The organism is Sphingomonas sp. 4RDLI-65 (genome assembly GCF_049472435.1).
Taxonomy (GTDB): domain Bacteria; phylum Pseudomonadota; class Alphaproteobacteria; order Sphingomonadales; family Sphingomonadaceae; genus Sphingomonas.
Window position 1 is genome coordinate 166,378 of sequence record NZ_JBCEBT010000002.1, and the last position, 26,235, is coordinate 192,612.

General features: G+C 66.1%; 30 protein-coding genes. 17 read left to right on the forward strand and 13 right to left on the reverse strand.

Annotated elements, in window-relative coordinates; all coding sequences use genetic code 11:
• The first annotated feature begins 18 nt into the window (after positions 1 to 18).
• Positions 19 to 498 (forward strand): YdcF family protein, encoded by a 480-nt coding sequence (locus VH567_RS05690; protein ID WP_423324989.1) that lies wholly within the window; start codon positions 19 to 21, stop codon positions 496 to 498.
• Positions 499 to 720: 222 nt separating this feature from the next.
• On the opposite strand, the gene VH567_RS05695 is transcribed toward VH567_RS05690, so the two are convergent.
• A complete protein-coding gene (locus VH567_RS05695; RefSeq protein ID WP_423324030.1) occupies positions 721 to 1,389 on the reverse strand; it encodes an HAD family hydrolase in 669 nt (222 codons plus the stop codon).
• Positions 1,386 to 2,060 carry a YggS family pyridoxal phosphate-dependent enzyme gene (locus VH567_RS05700; protein WP_423324032.1) on the reverse strand — a complete coding sequence of 225 codons (675 nt, stop codon included), beginning with the start codon at positions 2,058 to 2,060 and terminating at the stop codon, positions 1,386 to 1,388. Before VH567_RS05700 ends, VH567_RS05695 begins: the two co-directional genes overlap by 4 nt.
• A gap of 22 nt (positions 2,061 to 2,082) precedes the next feature.
• Between VH567_RS05700 and VH567_RS05705 the strand changes: the two genes are divergently transcribed.
• Positions 2,083 to 2,610 carry a thiamine phosphate synthase gene (locus tag VH567_RS05705; RefSeq protein ID WP_423324034.1) on the forward strand — a complete coding sequence of 176 codons (528 nt, stop codon included), beginning with the start codon at positions 2,083 to 2,085 and terminating at the stop codon, positions 2,608 to 2,610.
• A 209-nt stretch (positions 2,611 to 2,819) separates the two neighbouring features.
• Here VH567_RS05705 and VH567_RS05710 read toward each other — a convergent pair whose 3' ends face one another.
• The gene (locus VH567_RS05710) at positions 2,820 to 3,527 is read right to left on the reverse strand and encodes a hypothetical protein (protein ID WP_423324037.1); all 708 of its coding nucleotides are present in this window, start codon (positions 3,525 to 3,527) and stop codon (positions 2,820 to 2,822) included.
• Between the two features lie 269 nt (positions 3,528 to 3,796).
• Here VH567_RS05710 and VH567_RS05715 point away from each other — a divergent pair, with 269 nt between their 5' ends.
• Genes VH567_RS05715 through holA form a run of 4 tightly spaced genes read left to right on the forward strand, consistent with a single transcriptional unit; the run spans position 3,797 to position 8,463 of the window.
• Positions 3,797 to 4,228 (forward strand): DUF3576 domain-containing protein, encoded by a 432-nt coding sequence (locus VH567_RS05715; protein ID WP_056053843.1) that lies wholly within the window; start codon positions 3,797 to 3,799, stop codon positions 4,226 to 4,228.
• 10 nt (positions 4,229 to 4,238) lie between these two features.
• Positions 4,239 to 6,920, forward strand: coding sequence for a leucine--tRNA ligase (gene leuS / locus VH567_RS05720; protein WP_423324039.1), 2,682 nt, complete (start codon positions 4,239 to 4,241; stop codon positions 6,918 to 6,920).
• On the forward strand, positions 6,917 to 7,447 hold the full coding sequence (gene lptE, locus VH567_RS05725) for an LPS assembly lipoprotein LptE (protein WP_423324041.1): 531 nt from the start codon (positions 6,917 to 6,919) through the stop codon (positions 7,445 to 7,447). Before leuS ends, lptE begins: the two co-directional genes overlap by 4 nt.
• Positions 7,444 to 8,463 (forward strand): DNA polymerase III subunit delta, encoded by a 1,020-nt coding sequence (gene holA / locus VH567_RS05730; protein ID WP_423324043.1) that lies wholly within the window; start codon positions 7,444 to 7,446, stop codon positions 8,461 to 8,463. Before lptE ends, holA begins: the two co-directional genes overlap by 4 nt.
• A 279-nt stretch (positions 8,464 to 8,742) precedes the next feature.
• Here the strand turns inward: holA and VH567_RS05735 are convergent, their stop codons facing one another.
• The 6 genes from VH567_RS05735 to VH567_RS05760 are packed head-to-tail and all read right to left on the reverse strand — an operon-like array spanning position 8,743 to position 14,443.
• Positions 8,743 to 9,639: a ParB/RepB/Spo0J family partition protein gene (locus tag VH567_RS05735; protein WP_423324045.1), complete on the reverse strand. Its 897-nt coding sequence runs from the start codon at positions 9,637 to 9,639 to the stop codon at positions 8,743 to 8,745.
• Positions 9,636 to 10,418, reverse strand: a complete 783-nt coding sequence (locus tag VH567_RS05740; protein ID WP_055874932.1) for a ParA family protein — start codon at positions 10,416 to 10,418, stop codon at positions 9,636 to 9,638. Before VH567_RS05740 ends, VH567_RS05735 begins: the two co-directional genes overlap by 4 nt.
• Positions 10,415 to 11,035, reverse strand: coding sequence for a 16S rRNA (guanine(527)-N(7))-methyltransferase RsmG (gene rsmG, locus VH567_RS05745; RefSeq protein WP_423324048.1), 621 nt, complete (start codon positions 11,033 to 11,035; stop codon positions 10,415 to 10,417). Before rsmG ends, VH567_RS05740 begins: the two co-directional genes overlap by 4 nt.
• Complete coding sequence (mnmG, locus tag VH567_RS05750; RefSeq protein ID WP_423324050.1) at positions 11,032 to 12,867, reverse strand: tRNA uridine-5-carboxymethylaminomethyl(34) synthesis enzyme MnmG; 1,836 nt, start codon at positions 12,865 to 12,867, stop codon at positions 11,032 to 11,034. Before mnmG ends, rsmG begins: the two co-directional genes overlap by 4 nt.
• Before the next feature lie 54 nt (positions 12,868 to 12,921).
• Positions 12,922 to 14,199, reverse strand: a complete 1,278-nt coding sequence (gene mnmE / locus VH567_RS05755) for a tRNA uridine-5-carboxymethylaminomethyl(34) synthesis GTPase MnmE (RefSeq protein WP_423324052.1) — start codon at positions 14,197 to 14,199, stop codon at positions 12,922 to 12,924.
• A gap of 7 nt (positions 14,200 to 14,206) precedes the next feature.
• Positions 14,207 to 14,443 (reverse strand): DUF6489 family protein, encoded by a 237-nt coding sequence (locus VH567_RS05760; protein WP_423324054.1) that lies wholly within the window; start codon positions 14,441 to 14,443, stop codon positions 14,207 to 14,209.
• Between the two features lie 56 nt (positions 14,444 to 14,499).
• Here VH567_RS05760 and VH567_RS05765 point away from each other — a divergent pair, with 56 nt between their 5' ends.
• Together VH567_RS05765 and VH567_RS05770 are read left to right on the forward strand one after the other, a co-directional pair.
• Positions 14,500 to 14,973: a methylated-DNA--[protein]-cysteine S-methyltransferase gene (locus VH567_RS05765; RefSeq protein ID WP_423324056.1), complete on the forward strand. Its 474-nt coding sequence runs from the start codon at positions 14,500 to 14,502 to the stop codon at positions 14,971 to 14,973.
• A complete protein-coding gene (locus tag VH567_RS05770) occupies positions 14,970 to 15,671 on the forward strand; it encodes a dienelactone hydrolase family protein (RefSeq protein ID WP_423324058.1) in 702 nt (233 codons plus the stop codon). Before VH567_RS05765 ends, VH567_RS05770 begins: the two co-directional genes overlap by 4 nt.
• Before the next feature lie 267 nt (positions 15,672 to 15,938).
• Here VH567_RS05770 and VH567_RS05775 read toward each other — a convergent pair whose 3' ends face one another.
• From VH567_RS05775 to hemE, 4 genes are all read right to left on the reverse strand, one after another.
• Positions 15,939 to 16,658, reverse strand: coding sequence for a TerC family protein (locus tag VH567_RS05775; RefSeq protein ID WP_423324991.1), 720 nt, complete (start codon positions 16,656 to 16,658; stop codon positions 15,939 to 15,941).
• Positions 16,659 to 16,898: 240 nt separating this feature from the next.
• Positions 16,899 to 18,155, reverse strand: coding sequence for a transcription termination factor Rho (gene rho, locus VH567_RS05780; protein WP_031395107.1), 1,257 nt, complete (start codon positions 18,153 to 18,155; stop codon positions 16,899 to 16,901).
• Between the two features lie 306 nt (positions 18,156 to 18,461).
• On the reverse strand, positions 18,462 to 18,923 hold the full coding sequence (locus tag VH567_RS05785) for a CopD family protein (RefSeq protein ID WP_423324060.1): 462 nt from the start codon (positions 18,921 to 18,923) through the stop codon (positions 18,462 to 18,464).
• Complete coding sequence (gene hemE / locus VH567_RS05790) at positions 18,920 to 19,969, reverse strand: uroporphyrinogen decarboxylase (protein ID WP_423324993.1); 1,050 nt, start codon at positions 19,967 to 19,969, stop codon at positions 18,920 to 18,922. The genes VH567_RS05785 and hemE overlap by 4 nt, the downstream gene beginning before the upstream one ends.
• Before the next feature lie 328 nt (positions 19,970 to 20,297).
• Here hemE and VH567_RS05795 point away from each other — a divergent pair, with 328 nt between their 5' ends.
• The 9 genes from VH567_RS05795 (at position 20,298) to VH567_RS05835 (ending at position 26,078) form a co-directional block, all read left to right on the forward strand.
• Positions 20,298 to 21,131 carry a pyruvate, water dikinase regulatory protein gene (locus tag VH567_RS05795; RefSeq protein ID WP_423324062.1) on the forward strand — a complete coding sequence of 278 codons (834 nt, stop codon included), beginning with the start codon at positions 20,298 to 20,300 and terminating at the stop codon, positions 21,129 to 21,131.
• A complete protein-coding gene (locus tag VH567_RS05800; RefSeq protein WP_423324064.1) occupies positions 21,128 to 21,718 on the forward strand; it encodes a Maf family protein in 591 nt (196 codons plus the stop codon). Before VH567_RS05795 ends, VH567_RS05800 begins: the two co-directional genes overlap by 4 nt.
• A 231-nt stretch (positions 21,719 to 21,949) precedes the next feature.
• Complete coding sequence (locus VH567_RS05805; RefSeq protein WP_423324066.1) at positions 21,950 to 22,771, forward strand: shikimate dehydrogenase family protein; 822 nt, start codon at positions 21,950 to 21,952, stop codon at positions 22,769 to 22,771.
• Positions 22,768 to 23,343 carry a dephospho-CoA kinase gene (gene coaE, locus VH567_RS05810; protein WP_423324068.1) on the forward strand — a complete coding sequence of 192 codons (576 nt, stop codon included), beginning with the start codon at positions 22,768 to 22,770 and terminating at the stop codon, positions 23,341 to 23,343. Before VH567_RS05805 ends, coaE begins: the two co-directional genes overlap by 4 nt.
• A 15-nt stretch (positions 23,344 to 23,358) precedes the next feature.
• Complete coding sequence (dnaQ, locus tag VH567_RS05815; protein ID WP_423324070.1) at positions 23,359 to 24,051, forward strand: DNA polymerase III subunit epsilon; 693 nt, start codon at positions 23,359 to 23,361, stop codon at positions 24,049 to 24,051.
• A gap of 60 nt (positions 24,052 to 24,111) precedes the next feature.
• The gene (gene hpf, locus VH567_RS05820; RefSeq protein WP_423324072.1) at positions 24,112 to 24,723 is read left to right on the forward strand and encodes a ribosome hibernation-promoting factor, HPF/YfiA family; all 612 of its coding nucleotides are present in this window, start codon (positions 24,112 to 24,114) and stop codon (positions 24,721 to 24,723) included.
• A gap of 101 nt (positions 24,724 to 24,824) precedes the next feature.
• Entirely contained in the window at positions 24,825 to 25,292 is a 468-nt protein-coding gene (locus tag VH567_RS05825; protein WP_423324074.1) for a PTS sugar transporter subunit IIA, read from the forward strand.
• Positions 25,282 to 25,755, forward strand: a complete 474-nt coding sequence (locus VH567_RS05830; protein ID WP_423324076.1) for a PaaI family thioesterase — start codon at positions 25,282 to 25,284, stop codon at positions 25,753 to 25,755. Before VH567_RS05825 ends, VH567_RS05830 begins: the two co-directional genes overlap by 11 nt.
• Positions 25,752 to 26,078 carry a DUF1491 family protein gene (locus VH567_RS05835; RefSeq protein WP_423324078.1) on the forward strand — a complete coding sequence of 109 codons (327 nt, stop codon included), beginning with the start codon at positions 25,752 to 25,754 and terminating at the stop codon, positions 26,076 to 26,078. Before VH567_RS05830 ends, VH567_RS05835 begins: the two co-directional genes overlap by 4 nt.
• The last annotated feature ends 157 nt before the right edge of the window (positions 26,079 to 26,235 follow it).

The window sequence follows — 26,235 nt, forward strand, 5'->3', positions numbered from 1 at the left end:
CCCTCCAGACGGTTGATCGTGGTGTTCGGTGCGGCGGTGCGCCCCGATGGCAGCCCCAGCCCGACGCTCGCGCGGCGGATCGCGTTCGCGGCGGCGGCGGCGGCGCGCTATGTCGATGCCGACCTGTTCTGCTCGGGCGCGAAGGGGACGCATGGGCCGTCCGAGGCTTCGGTGATGGCGGATGTGCTGGCGGAGACGGTCGACCGGTCGCGGATTCATCTCGACGAGGCGAGCGTGGATACTTTGCAGAGCGTGGTCGCGGCGACCGCGTTCGCGCGCGCTGGCCAGTACGCGCGGTGCATGATCTGCACCGATGGCTATCACCAGCCGCGCATCCGCATGCTGTTCGCGATGCTCGGCATGCCGGCGAGCGCGATCCACGTGCCGCATGGCGGGAGCCGGCGGTACCAGCTCAAGATGCGCTCGCGGGAAGTGGCGGCGATTCCGTATGATCTAGTGGCGGGGGTCGGGGCGATCTGGCGGCGGAAGCGGGGTTAGCGGGGTTAGCGGGGTTAGCGGGGTTTTTGCTGACGCAGGAGCCCAGGATACCGCGCTCGGCCCTTAGTTACCCTGGATTCCTGCGATCGCAGCAAAACGGGTTGTGCCGCCCACCTCCGTCACCCCGGACTTGTTCCGGGGTCCACCGTGCCGCGTATCGACCGCCGATGATCAAGCGGAGCGGTGGATGCCGGAACGAGCCCGGCATGACGGAGGGGGTGGTCAGTGCGCCCCGACCAACCGCGCGACGTCGGCGAAATTGTCCGCCAGCGCATCGACACCGATAGCCTTCAGCCGCGCGCCGTGTTCGGCGTTGCAATGCGACCCTGCCGACAGCCCGATGACGTAGCCCCCCGACGCCACCGCGCCGGTCGCGCCGACGGGCGAGTCTTCGAGGATTGCCGTTCGCGCGATGTCGACGCCGAGCTGGCGCGCGCCGAACAGGTACAGGTCGGGTGCGGGCTTGCCGTTCGTCACGTGTTCGCGGCCGCTGTAGAGGTGGTCGCCGAATGCGTCGCGCAGGCCGATATGCTCCAGGTGCCGCGCGATCCAGCTCACCGGGCTCGACGAGACGATCGCCTTGGGCAGGTCGGCGGGCAGCGACCGGACGAACGCCACCGCGCCTTCGATCGCGTCGATACCAGCGGCCATCACACGCTCGTCCTCGGCTTTCCGCGCTGCGTAGAAGTCGGCGGGGAGCGGCCGGTCGATCCAGCGTTCGAGCGCGTCGATGAACTGCGGGCCGGCGAGCCCCATGAAGTTCGCCATCGAGTCTTCGGCGGTGGTCGGGTGCCCGGCGGCGGTCAGCCATTCGGCGATGTGGCGGTTGCCGATCGATTCGCTGTCGATCAGGACGCCGTCGAAGTCGAACAGCAGTGCGTCGAACTTCATGCCGCGATGCCCCGTGCGCCGAACAATGCGCTGCCGATGCGGACGTGAGTCGCGCCGATCGTCACGGCTGTTTCGAAATCGTCGGACATGCCCATGCTGAGCCCTGTCAGCCCGTGATCGCGCGCGAGTTTCGCCAGCAGCGCGAAATACGGCGCCGGCTCGATGTCGGCGGGCGGCAGGCACATCAGCCCGGCGATCGGCAGCCCAGCGGCACGCGCCTGCTCCACCAGCGCCGGCAGGTCGGCGATCGCGCAACCACCCTTTTGCGGTTCGTCGCCGATGTTGACCTGGAGGAAGCAGTCGGGACGGCGATCGCTCGCGTCCATCGCCTTCCCCAGCGCGGTGACCAGCGACGGGCGATCGACCGCGTGGATGCAGTCGAACAGCGCGACGGCTTCGGCGGCCTTGTTCGACTGGAGCTGGCCGATCAGATGGAGTTCGACGTCGGGATACGCCTCGCGCAGCGCCGGCCATTTCTCCGCCGCCTCTGCCACGCGGTTCTCGCCGAACACGCGCTGGCCCTGTGCGAGCAGCGGTTCGATCGCGGCGACCGGGTGCGTCTTGGAGACCGCGATCAGCGTGATGTCGGTCACGCGGCGGTCGGCGATCTCGGCGGCCTTGGCGATCCGGGTGCGGATGGACTCGAGTGGCGTGGTGTCGTCAGATGTCATGCCGGGCGCTATAGGCAGCGACGTGACGCTCCGAAAGCCCATCCCCGAGCGCTGGCTGATGACCGACGAGCGGATGGGTGACGATCTGGGGGCGGCGCTGCGCCGGTTGCCGCCCGGATCGGGGGTGGTGTTTCGGCATTACGCTACGCCTGCGGGGGAGCGGCGGGCGATGCTGTTGCGGGTGAAGCGCGTCGCGTTTGCACGCGGGCTGATCGTGGTCGTGGCCGGGGCGTCGTCGATCGGGGCGGACGGCGTGCACGGCCGGGTGCGGACTCGGGCGAGGTCGGAGATCAGGACCTGGCCGGCGCATGATCGTAGGGAAGCCTTGGCCGGGAAGCGGGCGGGGGCGGATGCGCTGTTCGTGTCGCCGGTTCATGCCACGCGGTCGCATGCGGGGGCGGCTGGGCTTGGGCCGGCGCGGGCGATGCGGATCGGGCGCGGACTTGGGATACCGGTCATTGCGCTGGGGGGGATGGATGAGTCGCGCTGGCGAAGAATTCGGCGGTTCGGGTTTCACGGATGGGCCGCGATCGACGCTTGGGTTTGCTAGGCTTAGTCGTCCGCCTCCCCCTAACCGTCATCCCAGCGAACGCTGGGATCTCATCGTGGGGCACGCTTCACCTGTATCGAGGGAGACCCCAGCGTTCGCGGGGGTGACGGATTGGACGAGATGCGGCGATGGGTAAGGACGGGTTCGGGTTTACCCGCAAATTGCGAAATCCGGTCGAGCACTACGACGAACCGTCGCTACTCGGACGCTTAGAAGCGGAAGGCGGTGCCCAGATACACGGCCTGGCTGTCGCGGCGGTCGTCGTCGACCTTTACGAAGCGCTCGCGGTCCGAGCGATAGCGCACGCCGGCGGTGACCGCGAGGCTGCGCGTCAGCGCGTAGGAGCCACCGAGATCGACCGAATAGCTCGGCGCGTCCTCGACGAGGTGTGGTGCGTTCGACAGCGGACGATCCGCCGCTGCCTTTACCGTGCCGCTGAACCGCTTGGCGCTGTAGCTGACCGCGAGATCGGCGGCTTCGCGGCTACCCGGCATCGCGCCGAGATCGAGCTTGTTCATGTCGCCGGAGATCGCAAAGCGCTTCCAGCCGACCGACATGCCGAGATTATACGCGATCGGGGCGATGCCGACGGTCGACGTCGACGACGCGAGGCTCGCCGTGTTGGCGAGGGCGCGATTGGTCTGCGCACGCACCGCAACGGTCACCGCGCGATTATTCTGCCGGGTTTCGGCGGGCGTGAAACGGAAGCTGCCGGCTTCGAAGCCACCGCGCGCAAACATCGCGGCAAGGCGGGGATCGGCGGCGGCGGGGGTGAACGATCCGATACCGCGGACCGACGCGACGTTGCTCTTGGCGATTCGGGCGGGCTGTTCGCTGGCGCCGAACGCGGGCGCGACAATTGCGGCAGTGGCGACAAGCGCCCCGGCAACCACCCCGACTATTCCCCCACGCGTCATCACAACGAATCTATTCCTCGAATCCCGTAATCGGATCCCTCGTGAAACTGCGACTATCACGAATTGATCCATGGCAACCACCGAAGAGCGGCTTCCTGCGCCGATTATGAGATAGTGTTGCAATCAGCACACAGATTTGGGGTTTTGAGGCCTCGTTTTCGTCGTCGTACCCCGTTCGCACGCCCCGTGACCGCGATCCCGGCGTCAGCTTGCGGGGGCGCAGGCTGGCCTGTAGAGCAAGGACTGATTTTCTTGCCAGGATGATGCCCATGTTCCGCCGCTCGCGTATCGCAGTCGTGCTGTTTGCCCTGCCTCTCGTCGCATGCGGCGGCGGTTCGGCGCGTCCCAAGGCGGATCTCGCCGCATCGAAGATCACCACGATCGGCGTGAACAGCTATCTGTGGCGCGCGAGCCTCGACACGCTGGGCTTCATGCCGCTGCTCCAGACCGACTCCAATGGCGGCGTGATCGTCACCGACTGGTACATCAATCCGCAGACGCCGACCGAGCGCATGAAGGTGACCGTCTCGATCCTCGACCAGGATCTGCGCGCCGATGCGCTGCGCGTCGCCGCGCTTCGCGAAGTCAACCGCAACGGCCAGTGGGTGTCATCGCCGGTCCAGGCCGCGACCACGCAGAAGCTGGAAGACATCATCCTGACCAAGGCCCGCGACCTGCGCCGCGCCTCGATCGCGGGCTGAGGACCGTATAATGGCGTCGCGTTTCAATGCGTTGAAGGCGGACGCGGCGTGGCAGAAGGTCTGGGACGAACGCAAGACGTTCGCCGCCGACGATCTGTCGACCAAGCCGCGCTCGTACGTGCTCGAGATGTTCCCCTATCCGTCGGGGCGCATCCATATGGGGCATGTCCGGAACTACACGATGGGCGACGTGCTCGCGCGGTTCCGTCGAATGAAGGGCATGGAAGTGCTCCATCCGATGGGCTGGGACGCGTTCGGCATGCCCGCCGAGAACGCGGCGATGGAAAAGGGCGTGCATCCGGGCAACTGGACGCGCGCCAACATCGCGACGATGAAGGCGCAGCTGAAGCGCCTCGGCTTCGCGCTCGACTGGACGCGCGAACTGGCGACGTGCGAGCCTGAGTATTATGGCCACGAGCAGGCGCTGTTTCTCGACCTGTTCGCGGCGGGGCTCGTGTATCGCAAGGAATCGGCGGTAAACTGGGATCCGGTCGACATGACCGTGCTCGCCAACGAGCAGGTGATCGACGGTCGTGGCTGGCGTTCGGGCGCGCTGGTCGAACGGCGGAAACTGTCGCAGTGGTTCCTGAAGATCACCGATTTTGCCGACGAGCTGGTCGATGGCCTTGGCGCGCTCGAGCACTGGCCCGACAAGGTCAAGCTGATGCAGGAGAACTGGATCGGCCGCAGCCAGGGGTTGCAGTTCAAGTTCCAACTTTCTGCTCCCTTCCCGCTCGCGGGAGGGGTCGGGGGAGGGCCTGACGCGAACGCGACGGCAGTGGTTGGGGACGCCTCCCCTCCCCTAGCCCCTCCCGCAAGCGGAAGGGGAATAGAGAGCGTCGAGGTCTTCACCACCCGCCCCGACACGATGTTCGGCTCCAGCTTCGTCGCGGTCGCTGCCGATCACCCGATCGCGCGCGCTATCGCCGAGACGAACCCCGATGCGGCTGCGTTTATCGAACTGTGCAAGCGGGGCGGCACCACTGCGGCCGAACTCGATACGCAGGAAAAATTGGGCTTCAATACCGGTCTGCGTGCGGTGCATCCGCTTGATAAGGCTTGGGAGCTCCCGGTCTACATCGCCAACTTCGTGCTGATGGAATACGGCACCGGCGCGGTGTTCGGCGTGCCCGCGCACGACCAGCGCGATCTCGATTTCGCGCGCAAATACGACCTGCCGGTCAAGCGCGTCGTGAGCGAAGGCGATGACGAGGCCCCCGTGTTCGTCGGGGACACCGCCTGGACCGGCGCCGGCACCATCGTGAACTCGCACTTCCTCGATGGGCTCGACATCGAGGACGCCAAGCGCGTCGTGATCGAGCGCGCCGAGGGCGAAGGCTGGGGCAAGGGCACGACCGTGTTCCGCCTGCGCGACTGGGGCGTTAGCCGTCAGCGTTACTGGGGCACGCCGATCCCGATCATCCACTGCGACGCGTGCGGCGCGGTGCCGGTGCCCAAGGACCAGTTGCCGATCGTGCTGCCCGAGGACGTGTCGTTCGACATCCCCGGCAACCCGCTCGATCGCCATCCGACCTGGAAAAACGTCCCCTGTCCGTCGTGCGGCGCGGATGCGCGGCGTGAGACCGATACGCTCGACACGTTCGTCGATTCGTCGTGGTATTTCATCCGCTTCGCCAGCCAGCCGGACGCGAAACCGTTCGACCGGACGGGCGCGGAGAAGTGGCTGCCGGTCAACCAGTATATCGGCGGCGTAGAGCACGCGATCCTGCACCTGCTCTACGCGCGCTTCTGGACGCGCGCGCTGAAGCATATCGGCATGCTCGACATCGCCGAGCCGTTCGCCGGGCTGTTCACGCAAGGCATGGTCACGCACGAGACGTATAGCCGAGGCGACGCCGGCGACGCGCAGCCGGAGGCCGACACCGACGACGACGATTCGAGCGACGCGCCGGTGAAGACGAAGTGGCTGTCTCCCGACGAGGTCCGCAAGACCGATGCAGGGTATATCGAGATCGCGACCGGAGGCCCTGTGACGGTCGGTCGCGTGACGAAGATGTCGAAGTCGAAGAAGAACACCGTCGATCCCGAGCCGATCGTCGACCAGTATGGCGCCGACGCGGTGCGCTGGTTCGTGCTCTCCGATTCGCCGCCCGAACGCGATCTCCCCTGGAGCGAATCCGGCATCGAAGGCGCGTGGCGGTTCGTCCAGCGTCTCTGGCGCCTGATCGAGTCCGATGATGCGGCAAAGGCCGAGGGCGCCGACATCGCCCTGCGCAAGCTCTGTCACCGCACGACCGTGGGTATCGAGAGCGATATCAACGCCTTGCAGTTCAACAAGGCGGTCGCGCGGCTCTACTCACTGTGCAGCGCGATCGAGAAGGCGGCGCCCTCTGCAGACCGCGAACAGGCGATCCGCACGTTGCTGTTGCTCGTCAGCCCGATGGTCCCACACGTCGCAGAGGAAGCCTGGGCGACCGCGGGCAATGACGGCCTGATCGCCGACGCCGCATGGCCGATCGTCGATCCGGCGATGCTGATCGACGACGAAGTCACGATCGCGGTGCAGGTCAACGGCAAGCTGCGCGACACGCTCGTCTTCGCCAAGGGCGCGCCGAAGGACGCGGTCGAAGCCGCCGCGCTCGCCTCCGAAAAGATCGTCCGCCTGCTCGAGGGCAAGCCGCCCCGGAAAGTGATCGTCGTGCCCGACCGTCTCGTGAATATCGTCGCATGAAGCGGCTTGCGATGCTCAGCGCGCTGGTGCTGGCGCCCATGGTGTCCGGCTGCGGACTGCATCCGCTCTATGCGGGCGGCAGCAGCGGACCGGTCGCGGGCGCGCTCGGTCAGGTCGAGATCGCGCCGATCGAGGGCAAGAACGGCTGGCTGATGGCGACGGCTCTACGAGACCGCCTGCCGTCGAACGGCGCGCCGGCGCTGTACCGGATCGACATTCGTCTCGACGACCAGATCAGCGGCCTCGGCGTTCGTACCGACGACAGCGTCTCGCGCGAACGCCGGACTCTGCGCGCGCGTTATCAGCTCGTACGGATCGGCGACGGCTCGGTACTGCTAGATGCGACCGCGGGCTCAGACGCCGGTATCGACGTCGTCCGCTCGGAATATGCGACGATCGCCGCCGAGAACACCGCGCTCGAACGCCTGTCACAGATCGTCGCCGACCAGATCGTCGCGCGCGTCGCACTGTACGCACGCAATACGCCTGCCGTCGCGGCGGCGCAGGGCGCTACGCCCGCAAAGTGAAGGCCAGCGCCGGCCAGATCCGCGGTGCGCTGGCCAAACCGGGCGGCGATATCCGTCTGTACCTGCTCCACGGCCCCGACGAGGCGGGCGCGAGCGACCTTGCCCGCGTGCTCGCCAAGGCGATGGGCGCGGATGCCGAGCGCGTCGATCTCGATGGTTCGACGCTCAAGGGCGACCCCGGCCGGCTGACCGACGAGGCGGCCTCGCTGTCGTTGTTCGCGGGCGCCCGGTTCGTCCGCGTCGCATCCGCGGGCGAGGAGAGCCTTGAAGCGTTCACCAACCTGTTGGCCGCCGAGCGCGTCGGCAACCCGGTCGTCGCGATCGCCCCGACGGTCAAGTCGACCGCCAAGATCGTCAAGCTCGCGATCGACTCGCCGCGCGCGATGGCGTTCGCCTGCTATGCCCCGACGGCGCAGGATGCCGAACGCCTCGCGACGACGATCGCGGGCGAGAACGGTTTGCGCCCCGCCCCAGGCGTTGCTCGCCGCCTCGTTGATACGACCGGAGGCGACCGCGCTGTCATTTCGCGAGAGATCGAGAAGCTCGCGCTCTACCTCGACGCCGCGCCCGATCGCCCCGCGGACCTCGACCACCACGCGCTCGATGCGGTCGGTGCGGACCTCGGCGACGCAGAAATGAGCCGCGCGATCGACGCGGTGATCGAGGGCCGGGTCGATGACCTTGGCGCCGAACTCGCGGTGCTCGAAGAGGCCGGTACCTCGCCAATCCCGTGGCTGCGCCAACTCGTCCGCCGCCTGATCGCGCTCGCCGACATGCGCGGCGAGATCGACCGGGGGGACACGGTCGACGCGGTGATGAAACGCCACCGCGTGTTCTTCAAGGAAGAGGCGAGCACCGCTCGGTCCTTGCGCCGTTGGTCGCCGGTGATGCTCGCCACCGCAATCCAGCGCGTCCGCACCGCCGAGCGGGCGATCATGGCGTCCGGGAATGCCGGAGGCGTGGTAGCGGAAGCGGCGGTGGTGGCGCTATCCCAGGCGATCGCCCGGCGAAACTAATCTCGACCGCGCTTCGTCGCAGCATGTCCTTCTAATACCCCGTCCACCCACCCTCCGTCATCCCGGCGCACGCCGGGACCCATGGACAGGGTGCGATCACTAACGAAGCGGACCGCAACCGTCGGTCCCGGCTTCCGCCGGGATGACGGAGATTAGTGGTCCTCCCCCCCTATCACCCGTTCGTCCTGAGCGAAGTCGAAGGATGGTCCGGTGCGCAGGTGCTTCGACTTCGCTCAGCACGAACGGAAGGGGTGCGATTGGGTCAGGTTGACCCGCGACCTAGATCGCCCCGCCCGTCAGCCGCTGACACACCATGTCGAGCTGATCCAACGTCGAATAGCTCAGCGTTAGCGTGCCGCCCGTCTCGGTATGCGCAACGCGCACCTGAAGCCCGAGCAGATCCGCCAACTGCCGTTCCAGCGCCGCGATATCCGCATCGGGAATACGCGCCTCTGACGGCTTGCCACTCCGGTTCCGCCCAGGCTTGGCATCGCGCGCGAGCTTCTCGGTCTCGCGCACCGATAGCCCCCGCGCGACAACCTGATCCGCAAGCGACTCCACATCCGGCGAACCCAGCAAAGCTCGAGCGTGCCCCATCGACAGCGAACCATCGACCACCTGCGACTGCACCTGCGCCGGCAATTCCAGCAACCGCAGCAGGTTGGCGACATGGCTGCGCGACTTGTGGACGATCTTGGCGAGCACCTCCTGCGTGTGGCCATATTCGCCCGCCAGCCGCTGATAGGCCTGCGCCTCTTCGATCGCGTTCAGGTCCTCGCGCTGGATGTTCTCGATCAGCGCGATCTCAAGCGTCTCGGCGTCGTCGAAGTCGCGAACGACGACCGGCACCTCGTGCAGACGCGCACGCTGCGCCGCCCGCCAGCGCCGCTCGCCCGCGACGATCTGGAAATCATGCCCGTGCGGCCGCACGACGATCGGTTGGATCAGCCCGCGCGACGCGATCGACGCGGCAAGCTCGTCGAGCATCGCCTCGTCGAAATGCCGACGCGGCTGATCGGGATGCGGCGACAGCGAGCTGACCGGCAGCATGCGCACGCCGGACGATTGCTGCGCTGCACCATCGGCGGACACCGGCGTTTCGCGCGCCATCTCGCCGAGAAGCGCGTTGAGGCCCCTGCCCAGCCCCGGACGACCACGTTTATTACCGTCGCTCATGCCGCCGCCTGCGCTGTTGCCGGGAGCCGGCCGATGAGTTCACGCGCGAGCGCGATGTACGCCTGCGACCCCGAACACCGATGGTCGTAGATCAGCGCGGGTAGCCCATGGCTCGGTGCCTCGGAAAGGCGCACATTGCGCGGGATCACCGTCTCAAACACGACTTTGCCGAGCACCGCGCGGACGTCCGCCGAGACCTGGTCGGTCAGCCGGTTACGCCGATCGAACATCGTCAGCGCGACCCCGAGAATCGACAGGCCGGGATTGAACCGCTGGCGGATGCGCTCGACCGTACTGAGCAACTGCGACAACCCTTCGAGCGCGAAGAACTCGCATTGCAGCGGCACGAGCAGCGAATCCGCCGCAACCATCGCGTTGATTGTCAGCAGTCCGAGCGAGGGCGGGCAATCGATCAGCGCGATATCCCACGGCCCCTGCGCCGCCTTGACGGCGCGATCTAGCCGGTGCGTGCGCGCGTCGAAATCGACCAGTTCGATCTCCGCGCCCGACAGGTCGACCGTCGCCGGCACGATATCGAGCCGCGGTACGCGCGTGTGGACGACCGCCTCTTCGATCGACGTTTCGCCGACCAGCACGTCGTAGCTAGACCGCTCGCGCTGCGAATGACCGATGCCGAGCCCGGTCGATGCGTTGCCTTGCGGATCGAGATCGACCAGCAGCACGCGCATGCCCGTCGCCGCCAGCGCGGTCGCGAGGTTGATGGCGCTGGTGGTCTTGCCCACCCCGCCCTTCTGATTGGCGACCGCGATGGTGATCATCGCGCGCTTACCCGATCCAGAACCACGATCGACGACTCCGGGTTCGTGACGCTTTGTTCCACGTGGAACATAAACCGCCAATGCTGCTTGAGCGCGGCGAACTCCTCCTCGTCGAAACGCCCCCGAGGAAGCAACCACCGCGTCTCCGTTGTGGCGCAGTGCGCCGCGCCACGCAAAAGGTTTTGCAACGAGGCGACCGCGCGCGCCGAAATGATCGTCGCGTCTGCCTTGGCGTTTTCGACCTTGGAGGCGTGAACGCGGACCTGATCGCCGAGCCCGAGACGCGCGACGCAGAGCTGGAGGAAGTCCGCGCGCCGTCGCCGGGGCTCGACCAGATCGACCGGACCCTCGCGAACCAGCGCGACGACCATGCCCGGAAAGCCGCCGCCAGTTCCGATATCGAGCCAGCGCTTGGCCGACGACTCCGCTCCCGCCAATGCGACGAGCTGGAGTGAGTCGACCACATGCCGGTCCCAGATCGTCGGGATGGTCGACGGTGCGATCAGATTCTGGTGCGGCGCTTCCTCGACGACCATCGCGACGAACGCCGCGAGGCGCTCGGTCGCCTCTGCCCCGAACCGTTCGGTGACCCAGGCCTGTGCGTCGTCTTCGATCATGCTGGCACTCGTTTCGTATGCAATAATACCGCGGACAAAGCCGCCGGGGTGATCCCGCGCACCCGTGCCGCTGCGGCAAGCGACGTCGGCCGCGCGGCAGTCAGGCGATCGATCATCTCGTTCGACAGGCCAGGTATGCGATCATAGGCGAGGTCCTCGGGCAGGCGGATCGCCTCGTCGGCACGCAGGCGCGCAACCTCCTGCGCCTGGCGTTCGATATACGGGGCGTAGCGCGCGTCCTCTAAGACTTCGTCAACGACTGTCACCGGGATGCCTTGCGCTGCGTCGGGCGCGACATGCGCGAGCGTCACGCCTTCGAATCGGAGCCAGTCGAACGCGGTCCGGCGCGCACCATCGCGACCGATCGCAACGCCCTGGTCAGCCACCTCGGTCGCGGTGCGTTCGCCGTCGAGCGACGCGCGGAAGCGGGCACGGTTCTGGGCCATCGCATGCTGATGCGCGAGCCGCTCTGGTCCGAGGCACCTTGCGGCTTCGGCGATCGTACCCAACCGCGTCTCGGCATTGTCCGCACGCAACGACAAGCGAAACTCGGCGCGTGCGGTGAGCATCCGATAGGGCTCGGTTACGCCCTGCAGCGTGAGATCGTCGATCATGACGCCGAGATAGCTGGAGGCGCGATCGAGGATCACCGGCGCCAGGTCGCGCGCATACGCTGCGGCGTTGAGCCCGGCGACGAGCCCCTGCCCTGCCGCTTCCTCATACCCGGTCGTCCCGTTGATCTGGCCGGCGCAGAACACGCCCTCGATCGCGCCGAGTGCAAGCCGCGTGTCGAGCGCGCGCGGATCGATATAGTCGTACTCGACCGCATAGCCGGGCATCGTCATCTTGACCCGCTCGAGCCCCGGAATGCTGGCGAGCATCTCGGCCTGGACCTCGTCCGGGAGCGATGTCGACAGGCCGTTGGGATAGACCGTCGCGTCATCGAGCCCCTCGGGTTCGAGGAAAACCTGATGCCCGTCACGGTCGCCGAAGCGATGGACCTTGTCCTCGATCGACGGACAGTAGCGCGGCCCCGCCGCCTCGATCGCGCCGGTGAACAGCGGCGACCGATGGAACGCCTCGCGGATGATCGCGTGCGTCCGGTCGGTCGTGCGGGTGATGGCGCAGGCAATCTGGGGCAGCGGACGTGCGCGGGTCATCGGCGACATCGTCCATGGATCGAGGTCCGATGGCTGCTCGGCGAGCGCACCCCAGTCGATCGTGCGGCCGTCCAATCGCGGCGGTGTCCCGGTCTTCAGTCGGGCCATCGGCAGGTCGCGTGCGCGCAACTGATCCGCCAGAGGCTTGGCCGCACGCTCGCCGATCCGGCCGCCGTCTTCGCGATCATCACCGCGGAAGATGCGGCCGCCGAGGAACGTCCCGGTCGCCAACACGACCGCGCGAGCCTGTACGATCGCGCCGTCGGCGAGCACGACGCCCGCCATGCGAGCACCCTCGAAATGAAGTGCGATCGCCTCCCCTTCCACGATCGACAGCCCCGCGGTCGCAGCCAGCATCGCCTGGATAGCACGCGAATAGAGCTTGCGATCCGCCTGGATCCGCGGCCCCTGCACGGCCGATCCCTTGCTGCGATTGAGCATGCGGTAATGGATCGCCGCGGCGTCCGCAGCGCGCCCGATCAGCCCGTCGAAAGCATCGACCTCACGCACCATGTGCCCTTTGCCCAGGCCACCGATCGCAGGATTACACGACATCGCGCCAATGTGCTGCGCGTCGAACGACACGAGCGCGGTGCGCGCGCCCCTCCGCGCCGCCGCGGCTGCGGCTTCGGTTCCGGCATGGCCACCGCCAACCACCACTACATCGAACATGGAATTGCCGTAGAACGACAGGACGAGTGCGTCAAAGATGTTCCACGTGGAACATCACTTGCCGATGCAAAAACGTCCAAACAGCGCATCGAGCATCTCGCCAGTCGCGTCGAGGCCGAGGACTCCAGCGAGGATTGCACGCGCTTGGCGGAGATGTTCGGCAACGATCAGCGGATCGAAACTGCGGTCCCGCAGCGCCTCGACGGCAAGCCCGCATTGCCGCCGCTGATGCTGTTTGAGCGCAATGCCATCGCCACGCGGAAGCATCGCCGCAGCCCGCTGGTGCAGTTCTGCCCAAAGCCGATCGAGCGAACCGCGATCGGTTTGCGCGATCGCCAACGTCCGGCCTGCGGGCACTTCCCCCCGCCCCGGCAGGTCGGCACGCGCGTGAAGCCAGATCGCATCGGCGCGTGGCGGGGGGGTGTCCGCCAGCCACAGGACGATGTCCGCCGCCGCCATTGCATCCTCGGCGCGTGTGACGCCGATCGCCTCGATCGGGTCGAGCGTATCGATCAGCCCGGCGGTATCGGTCAGCACGTACGCAACGCCGTCGCGGATCACCGGCACCTCGATCCGGTCGCGCGTAGTGCCCGAGATGGGCGAGACGATTGCCGCATCGCGCTCGCCGAGCAGGTTGAGCAGCGTCGACTTGCCGCTGTTGGGGGGACCGCCGATGACGACACGAAGCCCGTCCTTCAGGCGCTCGACCGGCGGGGCATCGACCACCGTTTCGATCTCCCCGGCGAGCGCGTCGATCTCTCCGACGAGTGCGTCGAACGCGGCGGTATCGCTTGCCACGTCGTCCTCGTCGGCGAAGTCGAGCATCGCTTCGATCCGAGCGGACAGCATCGCGACCGAGGCCATCCAGCCGCGAACGGCCTGGCTCACGCGGCCCTCGGCTGCGGTCATTGCGGCGACGCGCTGCCCCTCGGTCTCGGCTTCGAGGAGGTCGGCGAGGCCTTCCGCCTCGGTCAGGTCGATACGGCCGTTCGTCAGCGCGCGGCGGGTGAACTCGCCGGGTTCGGCGAAACGGAGCTCGGGCATTGCGGACAAGGCGCGCTCGACGGCAGCGATCACGGCGCGACCGCCGTGGCAGTGAAGCTCGACTAGGTCCTCGCCGGTCGCGGTCCTCGGTCCTGGGAAGACGATCACCAGCGCGCGGTCGATCAACGCGCCGTCGGCATCGCGCAACCCGCGCAGGCTTGCGTGGCGGGCGGCTGGCAACGGACCTGCCAGGGCTTCGGCCGCCGCGAAAGCTTGCGGTCCGCTGATCCGGACTACGGCGATCGCCCCTGGTGGACGCCCGCTCGATACCGCGAAGATCGTTTTCACGTGGAACTCAGCTGCCGCTTTTCGTCGCGGTGTCGAACATCCGTTTCCACATCGCCATGCCCGCCTCGCCCATCGGCTGCCAGCCGCGCATCATCGATTCGAGCATCTCGGGCTTCATCTGGCCGGCGGGGATCGCGTCCATCATCATCGCGACATAGCGGTCGTGGATCGGCGTCAGATCGGGCAGGCCGACCGCGCGGCGCGCCTCGTCCGGGGTGCATTCGATCTCGATGTTCATCTTCATGTACCGCGTCCCAGATGGCGCTTGAGCCGCCCATCCGCGCGCTGCATAGCGTGGCAATGTATGCGCGCGATGTAGCCTCGATCGCAACGCCTATCGGACTGGTCCGCGTGACCGGCTCCGCGGACCGGATTTACGCGATCGATATTCTGGCGACGGGCGACGCGGCTGCGAGCGATGTGCCCGCGATCCGGGAAGCGCTCCGACAGCTTGAAGCGTATTTCGCGGGACGGCTTAAAGCGTTCGATCTGCCGCTCGCCCCCTCGCCTACCGAGCGTGGCGCAGTCCTTCGTCAGGGCATCGTCGACATCGCTTTCGGCGAAACCGCGAGTTACGGGGCGCTCGCGAAAGCTATCGGATCGAGCCCGCGCGCGATCGGCCAAGCATGCGCGCGCAACCCGTTTCCGATCGTCGTCCCGTGCCACCGAATCCTTGGAGCCGGCGGCGCGCTTGGTGCGTATTCCGCGGGCAACGGCCCCATCACCAAATTTAGGCTGCTCGACCACGAGCGGCCGCAAGGAGGATTGTTATGACGAACACCACCACGATTTCCACGCTCGACGGCGATAGCGAATTCACTGCATATCGCGCAACGCCGGCAGGTGAGCCAAAGGCCGCGATCATCGTGATCCAGGAGATCTTCGGGGTGAATGCCGGCATTCGCCGCAAGTGCGATACGCTCGCCGAAGCGGGCTATCTGGCGATCGCACCAGACCTGTTCTGGCGGCTGGAGCGCGGCATCGAACTCGATCCGGACATGAAGCCCGAGTTCGATCGTGCGCTGGAACTGATGGGCCAGTTCGACCAGGACAAGGGCATTGCCGATATCGAGGCGAGCATCCGTGCAGTCCGCGCCGAACTCGGTGACGGTGCGAAGGTCGGCGTGGTCGGTTACTGCCTCGGCGGGCGCCTCGCATTCATGACCGCGGCACGGACCGACGTCGATGCGAGCGTCGGTTATTACGGCGTCGGGATCGATGGGTTGCTGGCTGAGAAGCACGCGATCGCGCATCCGGTGCTGCTGCATGTGCCGGAGGAGGATCACTTCGTCGACAAGGCGGCTCAGGCGGCGATGCATGCCGGGCTCGACGATCACCCCAAGGTGACGATCTACGATTATGCGGGCGAGGACCACGGGTTCGCGACCGAGTTCGGCGAGCGGCGTTCGGATGCGGCGGCGAAGCTGGCGGACGAGCGTACGGCGAAGTTCTTCGCGGAGAATCTGGGCTAACACCCCTCCCGTCACCCCGGATGTGTTCGGTGCTTATCCCCATCGGACAAGTGCGAGTCAGCAGTCGTACGGCGCCATCCCCTCCTTGTTCTCCCGCGAAGGCGGGAGCCCAGTCTGGATCCCCGCCTTCGCGGGGAAACAGTCTTACTTGCTCGGGAGGGATAATCGCCGAGTGTTCAGGGGTGACGGGGGGCCGACGGCGGACATGAAAAAGGCCTCGCCGGGATCATCCGGCGAGGCCTTTTCCTTATCCCAATACCAGCGCGATCAACGCAGCAGCGTGATGATCCCCAGCGTGTCGCCGGTGCCGACCCAGCCCTCGTAGATCATCTTCACCGCGACCACGAGGATCACTGCGAGGCCGATATAGGCGATCCAGCGATACTTGTTGATCACGCGCGCGATGTAGTTCGCCGCCAGACCCATCATCGCGACCGACAGCAGCAGGCCGATGACGAGGATGCCGGGATGCTCGCGCGCTGCGCCGGCGACCGCCAGGACGTTGTCGAGGCTCATCGAGACGTCGGCAACGGCGACTGCCCAAGCCGCGCTCGCAAACCCCTTGGACGACCGGATGCCCGAGCGTTCGTCGCCCTGGATTTCCTCGGATCCCGCGTTCTCCGCGCCCTCGCGGATTTCGCGCCAGAACTTCCAGCTGACCCACAGCAGCAGCAGACCGCCCGCGAAGATCAGCCCGACGATGCCCATCAGCCACGTCACGATCAGCGCGAAGAAGATGCGCAGGACGAGCGCCGCGCCGATGCCGATCAGGATGACCTTCTTGCGCTGGTCGGCGGGGAGACCCGCTGCGAGTGCACCGACGACGATCGCGTTGTCGCCCGCGAGGACGAGGTCGATCATCAGCACCGATCCGAACGCGGCGAGCGCCTTCGGGTCGCCGAGGTTGGAGAAGTCGGCGACGATGTGGTGCCAGATGTCGAGCGGCGAGCCCGGCCCGGCGACTTCCGATGCGGCGGCGGCCAGCATGGCGATGATACTCAAGATGTCAGCTCCCGGTGACGTGGGTCACCAACGCGAGCGGTGGTGACGGATTTCATGTGTTTAATAGCGGAGCGGCACGCGAAAGCCATTGCTCTCGCGTGCCGCTTTTGCGTCGTTCTGCTTGGCCGGACATCGGCAAAGCCGATGTCGTCGGTCGGGAGGCTCGCGCCCCCGCCGGCCGAACCGGTGCGAGTCCTGCGCCAGCTTGGCGCAGGCCGCACTCGGTTATTGATTCATGGAATCGAAGAAATTCTCGTTGGTCTTCGAATCCTTCATCTTGTCGAGCAGGAACTCCATCGCGTCGATCGTGCCCATCTGCATCAGGATGCGGCGCAGGACCCACATCTTGCTGAGCTTGGCCTTGTCGACCAGCAGCTCTTCCTTGCGGGTGCCCGACTTGCCGACGTCCAGCGCCGGGAAGATGCGCTTGTCCGCGACCTTGCGATCGAGCACGATTTCCGAGTTGCCGGTGCCCTTGAACTCCTCGAAGATCACCTCGTCCATGCGGCTGCCGGTGTCGATCAGCGCGGTCGCGATGATCGAGAGCGAACCGCCCTCCTCGATGTTGCGCGCGGCACCGAAGAAGCGCTTCGGACGCTGCAGCGCGTTCGCATCGACACCGCCTGTCAGGACCTTGCCTGACGACGGCACGACGGTGTTGTAGGCACGGCCGAGACGCGTGATCGAGTCGAGCAGGATCACCACGTCCTTCTTGTGCTCGACCAGGCGCTTGGCCTTTTCGATCACCATTTCAGCGACTTGCACGTGGCGCTGTGCGGGTTCGTCGAAGGTCGAGCTGACCACCTCGCCCTTCACGCTGCGCTGCATGTCGGTGACTTCCTCGGGGCGCTCGTCGATCAACAGCACGATCAGGAACACCTCGGGGTGATTGTCGGTGATCGCCTTGGCCATGTTCTGCAACATGACGGTCTTGCCGACGCGCGGCGGCGCGACGATCAGCGTGCGCTGGCCCTTGCCCTGCGGCGAGACGATGTCGATCACGCGCGCCGATTTGTCCTTGACGGTCGGATCGGCGGGATCGAGCGTCAGCTTGCTCTCGGGGTAGAGCGGCGTGAGGTTGTCGAAATTGACGCGGTGGCGGACGACGTCGGGGTCGTCGAAATTGACGGCCGTGAGCTTCACCAGCGAGAAATAGCGTTCGCCATCCTTCGGCCCGCGAATCTCGCCCTCGACCGTGTCACCGGTGCGCAGGCCGAACTTACGCACCTGATTCGGCGAGATGTAGATGTCGTCGGGACCGGCGAGGTAGTTCGATTCCGGCGAGCGCAGGAAACCGAAGCCGTCGGGCAGCACTTCGATCGTGCCGAGCCCCATGATCTGGTCGCCATTGTCCGCCTGGACCTTCAGGATCGCGAACAGCAGGTCCTGCTTGCGCAGTGTCGAGGCGCTCTCGACCCCCAGTTCCTCGGCCAGCTGGACCAGCTCGGCGGGTTTCTTCTTCTTCAGGTCTTTGAGATGCATGGGGATTTCCGGATAGCAATCAACGGGAGAACGCTCGGTCGGCGGTGCGCTTGGGAAGCGAAACTGGGCGAGACGAGTCTGGCAAGACACGACCGGGCAGGACGCCAGGAGGCCGTGTTGGGAGAAGGAGTTAGAATTGGGGGGCGGGTTAGTCAAGCGGGGACGCTTGCTACGTTAGGGATGCGCACCTCGCCCCACTTACTCCGTCACCCCGGGCTTGTTCCGGGGTCCACGGTTCCGCATTCTCACGACTATCGCGTTTGCGGAACGGTGGATGCCGGAACAAGCCCGGCATGACGGAAGGGTTTAGAACGGCTTTACGATCACCAACACGACGATCAGCGTTACCGCCAGCGCAGGCACTTCGTTGAGCATACGCAACTGCTTGCCCGTGAGCGTCGGCTTTCCCGCGGCGAGCTTCTTCGCATAGCCCACCGTCCAGCCGTGATAGCCCGTCAGCAGGAACACCAGCAGCAGCTTCAGGTGCAGCCACCCCAACCCCGGCGCTCCGTCGGCCAGTCCGAGGTTGAGCGCCAGCGCGATCCCCAGCACCCACACGACAATCATCGCCGGGGTCAGGATGATGTGGCGGATCTTTCCCTCGCGCTCGACCCAGTTCGCCGCCTCGCCCGCGTTGCCGGCCGCCAGCGCCTCCTGATGATACACCAGATAGCGCGGCAGCATGAACAGCCCCGCCATCCAGAAGATCACGAAAATCAGATGCGCCGCTTTCACCCAATCATAGGCCGCTCCAAGAAAACCACTCATGTCGTGCTCCTTACGCGGGCGATCAGCTGTTCGACATGCGCGATGGGCGTGTCGGGCAGGATGCCGTGGCCGAGATTGAAGACGTGCGGACGCTCGACGAACGCCGCAAGGATCCGATCGATCGCCGCATCGAGATCCGCCCCACCCGCGATCAACGCCAGCGGATCGAGATTACCCTGCACCGGCATGTCCGCCGGCAGCGACGCGTGTGCCCACACCGGATCGACCGTCTCGTCCAGCCCGATCGCATCGACACCTGTCTCGCGCGCATAGGCAGGGAGCTTTCCCCCCGCCCCCTTCGGAAAGCCTATGATCGGCACGCCGGGGCAGCGCGCGTGGAGCCGCTCGACGATCGACGCGGTCGGCGCGATCACCCAGCGTTCGAATTGCGCAGGCGAGAGCGAGCCAGACCAGCTGTCGAACAGCTGCACCACGTCGACGCCCGCCTCGATCTGTCGCGCGAGATACTCGACGGTGTTGTCGGCGATCGCATCGATGATCGCACCAAAGGCCTCCGGGTCGCGATAGGCGAAGCGCCGCGTCTCGGACTGATCCTTGGACCCCCGCCCCGCCACCATATACGTCGCGACGGTCCAGGGAGACCCCGCAAAGCCCAGGAACGTCGTCTCTGGAGGCAATGCCGCAGCGACCCTCGCGACCGTGCCGTAGACTGGCTCCAGCCGCCCCATCACCGGCTGCAACCGATCTAGCGCATGATCGACCAGCGCCGGCTCGAGCCGTGGCCCTTCGCCGACCCCGAAGCTCAGGTCCTGCCCTAGCGCCCAAGGGATCATGAGGATGTCCGAAAAGAGGATCGAGCCGTCGAACCCGAACCGGCGGATCGGCTGGAGCGTCACTTCGGCAGCAGCGTCAGGATCGGTCGCAAGCGCGAGGAACCCCCCCTTCTCCGCGCGGAGTTCGCGATACTCGGGGAGATACCGCCCGGCTTGCCGCATGAGCCACAGTGGAGGGACCGCTTGGCGCTCACCACGAAGGGTCGCCAGCAGCGGCTTGAAGGCAGGCGAATGGGAGGTCGGATCGGTCAGCGGAGCACCCTTCTTCTACTATAAGAAGATTCTAGAAATAGGTTGTTGCAGTGGTTGGGCGGTTGAACCCGGGACTTATGCGGTGATCCCCGAATTGCCAACAGCTTGACCCGGTCGCACCGCCTCAAACGCGCTGATTCGATTCAAGGCTCCCCGTTACCCACAGCCTGTGGATAAAATCCGCCCCTGTGCGCGAGCGTGTGGACAGAATCGCTGTTATCCACGGCGCGAGGGTCGCTTGGCGAGGGGGACGAGTTACGCTAGCCGTTCTCCCCATGTTATCCACAGATCCACGCCCAATGACCCGCTCGCTGGGGATAAAATGCCGATGATGCGGCTTCACCTCCATTTGCTGTCGGATTCGACCGGCGAGACGCTGGAGAACATCGCAAAGGCGGCGCTGGCGCAATATGATGACGTCGAGACGGTGCGGCATTTCTGGCCGATGGTCCGGACCGAGGCGCATCTCGAGCGCATCCTCCAGGAGATCGCGCAGAACCCAGGGCTGGTGGTGTTCACGCTGGTGAACCCCGCGACCCGGCGGATTCTGGAGCAGCGGTGTCTGGCGCTGGGGTTGCCCGCGGTGGCGCCGCTCGACCCGGTCAACGACGCGCTGTCGGGGTTGCTGGGGCAGCAGGCTAAGGCGCGGCCGGGGCGCCAGCATGTCCTCGACGCAGCGTATTTTGCGCGCGTCGATGCGATCCAGTGGACGATCGCGCATGACGACGGGATCGCGTGGGAGGAATGGGAGGAGGCCGATATCGTCCTCGCGGGCGTGTCGCGCTCGTCGAAGACGCCGACCTCGATCTATCTCGCCAACCGCGGGTACAAGACGGCGAACATCCCGATCGTGGTGGAGAGCCCGCCGCCGAAGATCCTCTATGGCCTGAAGAACCCGCTGATCGTCGGCCTCACGACCAGTGCGGACCGACTGATCCAGGTGCGGCGTAACCGGTTGCTGTCGCTGAACCAGCAGCCGGATACGTCGTATGTCGAGGAGGAAGCAGTGATGCGCGAGCTCGCCTTTGCGCGGCGGATGTTCGCCGACAATGGCTGGCCGGTGATCGACGTAACGCGGCGGTCGATCGAGGAGACGGCGGCAGCGATCATTGCGCTGTGCAACCAGCGGCGGAGCGACGACATCGCGAAGGTCGAGGCATGAGCCTGATCCTTGCCTCGCAGAGTGCGTCGCGTCGGGCGATGCTGACGGCTGCGGGGGTGCCGTTCGAGGCGACGTTCGCGGGTGTGGACGAGGATGCGGCGAAGGCGGCGCTGCGCGATCTTTCGCCGCGCGATCTGGCTGATGCGCTGGCGGAGTTGAAGGCGCTGAAGGTTTCCACGCGGATGCCGGGGTATCTGGTGCTTGGCAGCGACTCGCTGGTCGCGCTGGAGGATGGCACGATCCTCGACAAGCCGGTCGATCGGGCGGATGCGGCGGCGCATCTGCGACTGATGTCGGGCAAGCGGCATGATCTCTGGAGCGCTGCGGTGATTGCCGAGAACGGGCAGGCGATCTGGCGGCATGTCGAGCGCGCAAAGATGCATGTTCGGCCGCTATCGGAGGCGTTTATCGAGACGTATCTCGATGCGGAGTGGCCCGCGATCTCCGGCTGCGTCGGCTGTTACCGGATCGAAGGCCCGGGCGCGCAACTCTTCGCCAAGATCGAGGGGAGCCAGTTCACGGTGCTTGGTATGCCGCTGTTGGACGTGCTCGACTTCCTGCGCGTGCGTGGCGAACTGCCTGCGTAACGTATCTTTCGTTTTCACGAGCCCCCTGTCCGTCACTCCAGCGAAAACTGGAGTATCTCACGAGGCAGACTACGCCCGCCAAACGGAGAGATCCCAGCTTTCGCTGGGATGACGGGTGAGAGGTGAGGGCGGTGCGTGGCAATTCCGCAGCGCTAGACTAAACCGTGTTCACCCGCGAAGGCGGGTGCCCAGACTGGACCCCCGCCTTCGCGGGGACACATGGAGCTTCGAATGACTCTCGCCACCCGTCCCTATGCCGAAGTGATCGGCGATCCGATTGCGCAGTCGAAATCGCCGCTGATCCACGGCTTCTGGCTCGATGCGCTTGGGATCGACGCCGAGTATCGCCATAAACACGTCACCGCCGACGAACTTCCCGCCTACTTCGCCGAACGGAAAGCCGACCCAGCCTGGCGCGGATGCAACATCACCATGCCGCACAAGCTCGCCGCGCTCGACCACGTCTCCGATCCTGGCAACGTCCGCGGGACGATCGGTGCGATCAACACCGTGTTCCGCAACCAGGCCGGCGACTGCATCGGCACCAACACCGATGCCGCCGGATTCTGGGCGCCGATCGACGATCTCGATATTGCCGGCCAGCCCGTCACGGTGATAGGTGCCGGTGGCGCCGCCCGCGCGATTCTGTTTGCGCTGTCGCGAATGGGGGTTGGCCCGGTGACGATCCTCAACCGCAATCCGCTGAAGGGTGCGGCGTTGCTGTCGGCGTTCGGGCTCAAGGGGCAGGCATTGCCGATCGGTCCTGCCGCCCCGCCCTCTCGCCTGCTCGTCAACGCCAGCGTGCTCGGGATGGCGGGTCAGCCGCCGCTCGATATCGATCTCGGCGCGCTCGATCCGGACTCGCTGGTCTACGACATCGTTTATTCGCCGCTTGAAACAGGTTTGTTGAAAGCGGCGCGGGCGCGGGATCTAGAAACGGTCGACGGCCTAGAGATGCTGATCGGCCAGGCGGCCGTCGCGTTCGAGATATTGTTCCACGTGGAACCACCGCGCGATCGCGATGAGGAGCTTCGGGCATTGCTCATCAAATGATCATCGGACTGACCGGGTCGATCGGCATGGGCAAGTCCGCCGTCGCGGCGATGTTCGCCGACGAAGGCGTGCCCGTGTTCGACGCCGATGCGACCGTGCACAGGTTGCAGGGTATCGGCGGCCGGCTGGTTTCCGCGATCGAAGCCGCCTTCCCCGGTTCGACCGTAAACGGCGCGGTCGATCGTGCGAAACTTGGTGCAGCCGTGTTCGGCGACGACGCCGCGATCAAGCGACTCGAGGCGATCGTCCACCCCGCCGTCGGCGAAGAGCGCGCTGCCTTCCTCGCCGAGCACGCGGGGAAACACGTCGTGTTCGACGTCCCTCTCCTCTTCGAGACCGGCGGCGACCGCAATGTCGACCTGATCGTCGTCGTCTCCGCCGCCCCCGACGTCCAGCGCGCGCGCGTCCTCGCCCGTCCCGGCATGACCGCGGAGAAGTTCGCCGCGATCCTCGCCCGCCAGACCCCCGATGCGGAAAAACGCGCCCGCGCGCACCATGTCATCCGCACCGACACCAGCTTCGACGCAACCCGCGCGCAAGTCCGGGCGGTGCTTGCATCCTTGGAAATCTGAGCCGATACCATCGGGATGCGTGAGATCGTCTTCGATACCGAAACCACTGGCCTCAGCTTTTCCGGGGGCGACCGCATGGTCGAGATCGGCTGCGTCGAGATGGTCAACCGGGTCGAGACCGGACGCACATTCCACGCCTATTACCACCCCGAGCGCGACATGCCGGTCGAGGCGTTCAACGTCCACGGGCTGAGCGCGCAGTTCCTGTCCGACAAGCCCAAGTTCGCCCATGCGGTCGACGACCTGCTCGAATTCGTCGGCGATGCGCCGATGATCGCGCACAATGCCGGCTTCGACTTCTCGTTCCTCAACGGCGAGCTGACCAAGTGCGGACGCCAGATCATCCACATGAAGCGGATGGTCGACACGCTGCAGATCGCGCGCAGCCGTCACCCCGGCGCCAAGCATTCGCTCGACGCGCTGTGTTCGCGGTTCGGGATCGATCGCAGCCACCGTGTGCTGCACGGCGCGCTGCTCGATGCGCAGTTGCTGGCGCAGGTCTATGTCGAGCTGATGGGCGGTCGCCAGATCGGCCTGGGACTTCTTAACGAAGCGGCCGGCAACGCCGCGACTCCGATCGTCGCACAGGCGCCTCGGGTCGTTCGTCCGCCGCGTGTTTTCGCGGTGAGCGAGGGAGACCTTGCGGCGCATGCGGCGTTTATGAAGGGGATCAAGGATCCGATTTGGGGGGCCGTGGCGTCCGGATGACGCTGGCAGGGTGGAGCCAACAGGACCGCCCGAGACTGTAACGCCGACAAGGAGACGATAATGGATATCCGGATTTCTGGTCACCAGGTTGACACGGGCGAAGCACTCAACAGCCACGTGGAAGACCGACTCCAGGGTATCGCCGACAAGTATTTCTCGCGCGCCATCTCGGCCGAAGTCACGTTCGGCAAGGGTCCGCACGATGCCGGCTTCAAATGCGATATCGTCGCGCATGTGATGAAGGGCCTCGTGCTCAAGGGCCATTCCGAGGCCTATGACGCCCGCGCCGCCTTCGATGGTGCCGCCGCCAAGATCGAAACCCAGCTCCGCCGCTACATGCGCCGCCTGAAGGATCGCCATGCCGGCGAAGCGGTCGCGATGGCCGAGAGCAACGGCTATGATAACGCCGGCTACACGCTGTTCCAGGAGAGCGTCGAGGAGGACGATGTCGCCGACGCACCGTTGATCATCGCCGAGACGCGTGTCGATATCCCCGAGGCGAGCGTATCGGATGCGGTGATGATGCTTGATCTGCGCAACACCGCCGCGCTGCTGTTCAAGAATGCGGGCACCGGCGCGCACAACATGGTCTACAAGCGCGGCGACGGTACGATCGGTTGGGTCGAGCCACAGCGGGCCGCTTCGACCGGCACGGCCTCCCCTCCCCAGTAAAGAAGGGTCCATAAAGGCGCGGGTCTCACGGCCGCGCCTTTACGCCCCCGCGCAACCCGCTAAGGCGGATGCGCGCGGGGGCGCTTGAGACATTGAACAGAATGACTGATTTCAGCGATATGTTGCGTCCCGACGCAGTGCAGACGGGCGTGATTGCCGCGACCAAGAAGGCGGTGTTCCAGCATATCGCGACGGTTGCGGCCGAGATCGTCGATGCGGACGCGAAGACGATCGCCGAGCGTCTGACGGCGCGCGAGAAGCTGGGCTCGACCGGGTTTGGTGGCGGCGTCGCGATCCCGCATGCCAAGCTGGAGGGGCTCGCGCAGGTCACCGGCGTGTTTGTGCGATTGGCGCAGCCGGTCGATTTCCAGGCGGTCGACGATCTGCCGGTCGACCTCGTCTTCATGCTGCTCTCCCCCACCGACGCGGGGGCGGTGCACCTGAAGGCGCTGGCCCGCGTCTCGCGGCGGTTGCGCGACAAGGCGTTCCTCGAAAAACTGCGCGGCGCGGGTTCGCCCGATGCGCTGTACGCGCTGTTCACGGCGGACGAGGTGCGCGATGCCGCGTGAGCCGGACCCGGGTCTGGGGGGCGCGGATGCGCATTTCCGCGCGCTGGAATCGTTGTATGCGCAGGCGCCGATCAATCGGTTCTTCGAATCGTCGCTGGAGATCCCCGAAGCGGGTGTAGCGCGGATTCACTTCACGATCGACGAGCGGCATTATCACGCAGGCGGCGCAGCGCATGGCACGAGCTATTTCAAGATGCTCGACGATGCCGCGTTCTATGCGTCGAACAGCCTCGTCACCGATCGTTTCCTGCTGACGACTGCGTTCAACCTGCTGCTCACGCGCCCTCTCAAGGTCGGCCCGGTGATCGCCGAGGGCCGCTGGATCAGCGGCAAGCGACGCGTGTTCGTCGCCGATGCGCGACTGATCGATGCGGACGGCGAAGAGGCGGCGCGGGGTACCGGCACGTTCATGCGCTCGCGGATTGCTCTCGCCGGGCTGCCTGGATACCGGGCGCCGGCATGAGCGGCAGGCTACCCAGCGGTGTGCTCGTCAGCGCCCTCCTCCGCCGTGTCAACGACGCTGGCGGGTTCGGCGCGGTGATGGCGAAAGGCGACGCGCAAGGCGGTGCGATCCTCGTCATCGCGGTCGACAAGGGCGCCCCTCCCCGGCTGCTGGAACGCGGAATCGGGCCCGACGGGCGAACCGCCTTGATCGACTCGACTCCGGTCGAAGACCTTGACGGCTATTGGCGGCGCAGGCGTGCGCGCGACCCCGATTTGTGGGTCGTCGAGGTGGACATCGCAGCGGCGGAACGGTTCGCCGCTGAAACGATCCTCGACGATTGACTCCAAAGCCCCCCCAATAGAGGGGGATTGCAACATTGATTGGCGTTGTGCTGGGACGGGTGCGATCCGGATCGGTTACGCAGTCGGGGGGATGCCTGGACGATCGGCTTGTACGATTGCTTCCACGGTCCAACCGCATCTGAATACGATTGAATGA